Source organism: uncultured Veillonella sp., assembly GCF_963551295.1.
Lineage (GTDB): Bacteria > Bacillota > Negativicutes > Veillonellales > Veillonellaceae > Veillonella.
On the sequence record NZ_CAUVFT010000061.1, the window covers coordinates 1 to 2,794 of the forward strand.

General features: G+C 33.0%; 3 protein-coding genes. All 3 read right to left on the reverse strand.

Annotated elements, in window-relative coordinates:
• Nucleotides 1-589 (reverse strand): polysaccharide pyruvyl transferase family protein (locus RYO55_RS09680; RefSeq protein WP_314985312.1); only part of this gene is annotated, 589 nt, incomplete at its 3' end.
• Nucleotides 590-598: 9 nt separating this feature from the next.
• On the reverse strand, nt 599-1,567 hold the full coding sequence (locus tag RYO55_RS09685; protein WP_314985313.1) for a glycosyltransferase: 969 nt from the start codon (nt 1,565-1,567) through the stop codon (nt 599-601).
• 10 nt (nt 1,568-1,577) lie between these two features.
• The gene (locus tag RYO55_RS09690) at nt 1,578-2,750 is read right to left on the reverse strand and encodes an EpsG family protein (protein ID WP_314985314.1); all 1,173 of its coding nucleotides are present in this window, start codon (nt 2,748-2,750) and stop codon (nt 1,578-1,580) included.
• Nucleotides 2,751-2,794: the final 44 nt, after the last annotated feature.

The following is a 2,794-nucleotide window of genomic DNA, read 5'->3' on the forward strand; positions in this document are numbered from 1 at the left end:
TTTCGCTATCAAACTTTCTTGATGCATCAATCACAGATATTACATGATTATTACTTTTAGTGTCGCATTTATATTTAGAGACATCTAAAGTAAATACGATATCTGTCGCAAGTCTAACATTGTCCAAATCCCTTACTAGTTCATAGGAATAACTATCGCGCAAGCATACATCTTCTGCTCTACTAAAAATCGAATGTACAATTTTGATAAATTCAGGTGAACTGTACGGCCCAATATTGGATCCTAAAATATAGTATGGCTTATCTAAGCTATCATAAAATTGCTTCTCTCGCCTCCAGGCGTCCAAATTATTGTTTTCAATAAACAATGAGCCTCCTATGTATACTAGTAGGTCACCTTTGTTTAGTCCAAAAGGTATGTGATACTTAGAAGTAAGAATATATTTGACTTTTCCTATCAACAAGCGGATATAGTTGTCTCGAAATAATATATTCTTATTTTCTTTTATATACCGTTTTTCCTTGCATCCTAGATAAAATTTATTTTTATATCTATCTAAAATAATTTTTATAAAGATATCGTCGCCTAGGTTAGCCGCCCCATAATATCGTAAATTTACAGTTTTCATACTTACAACTTATACTTTCTTGCGTATTCTTAACTTTGATAAATATATGGCCAATTTAATATTTATTATACTTAACATAGCTAGAAGCCTAAACTTTTTAGGCGCTTCCTTATTTGCGATCACACTAAATCTATATTTATTAAATTCATCACAAGTTATATTATATTGCTCGCGGTACTTCCTTTGCTCTCCGCCTATTGACGATAATACAAAGAAAGCTTCTGCAAAATGACGAAATTTAGCAGCATTTATCATTCTATTGTTTCCCGTTTTCAGGGCGTGAGACACTATCTCCCTTGTCGCTATAAATCCATCCATCCTTCTCTCGGTGAAGGGTTTCGTCATTGCGCTACCTGGAGCTATTCTATAATAATAAAGATTACTGTTAATAAATACTTCATTATCTATTTTTTGCAATATTTTATATATGTAGTCTAAATCTTCGGCTATAGTTATCTTTGGATTAAATTTTATGGATTTAGCTATTTTAGAAGGTATGAGTTTTGCACAAGGACCATTATCCATGTTATTCATGTACAACATATCAATACTAGCTTCTACTTTATTAAATCGGAGAGTATTCTCGCCACTGATGCCAATATTGTTATGGCGCCTTGTCACCGCGCAGGACACAAGAGTGCAGTTGCTATTGGTCGATGCCTTGTCCAACATATATGCCACCATGTTGGTGTCTATCATATCATCTCCATCGACAAACATTATATACTCTCCAGTGGTTGCTGCTAAGCCCTTATTCCTGGCAGCTGAGACACCTAGATTGTTTTGATGAATAACCCTTACTCTGTCATCCTGATTTGCATATGAATCGCAAATACTACCGCTATCATCAGAAGATCCGTCATTTATTAATATCACTTCTATATCGTTGTGTGTTTGTCCAAGCACTGATTCTAGGCATGGTTTTATATATTCTTGAATATTATATATAGGTATAATTATTGACACTGTATTTTTCATGGCGCGCTTTCTAATGTATAAGTAGTTCGTTTATTAATAGTGATTTTGATAGACCGTTATAGTGATAATCAAGAATACCATTCATTTGCAGGGGGGCACTAAGTACCATTAATATTATAACAGCAGACCATAGAGCATATGCGACAGTTTTTCTTTTTACAGAGTCTTCTATTTTAGCTATCCCTGACAGCATTGGTATAATTGTTATACAGAATAGTATTTTTCCTATTGTAAAATATCTAGATGCCAAGTAGTAGTTTTGTATATTTACTAATCCGATAACAAAAACTGTTAAATTTAAGTGAAAAATAGTCGATAGTTTATTTTCATCTTTTCCGTATTTTCTAAATAATATCAACAGTGCAGTAGCTATTATAGAAATACCTATGCTAAGAAAATAAACCATACCAATAGGAGTGTATGGTTGCGTATATACATCTGCTCTATCACTAAACGTGGACAAAAAAGGTACGCTAGACAAATTTTTTGCTAACGATTGCATGAGGAGTACGGATGTAGCTGACAATACCACTAAGGTATACCATAGCCAAGGTATATTTTTGAGTACAAATAACAACGCGCGTAATATGACTACTAGCGCCATTGAACTATGTAACAAAGTTGATATTATATATAAAACTATACCAACAAAAGGTCTTTTATGAACACTATCTTGATATAGAGCTAGGATGAATACTGCTACAGCTATACCATATCTAATACCCAAGAATGTTGTAGCTATAGCGAATATCACGAGAAAAGATATTACTACAAACTTCTCGGTTGTATTATTGACGCTCTCCCTTTTTGCATAATCTGAAATTATCCACAGGTATATTGGATAACATATAATAGGTGCTATGAATACTATGTGTTTTGGACTGAAAATTAGCGACACCAGATACATGATTGTGTAAGATAGTGGGTCGCTATTATTCCATATATCTTTAATCGTTGCACTAAATGAATGGCTAAGGAACTCTTCCATAGTAGATATGTATCTATACAAATCTTTCGTTATATCTGGTTCTACATGGTACAAAAAATAACCTACAAAAAGAGCTAGCACTAAGCCAAAATAGGGTTTATATTTTTTATCACATAAAACCCCCCACAAGGTTATCGGCAAAGACAATAATGGCGATACTGCAAATATTATAAAAGAAAGCACTACTAAAGTCATGAACGTTCTCTTAATTTTTTATTATAAAGATATTTTCTAAAATT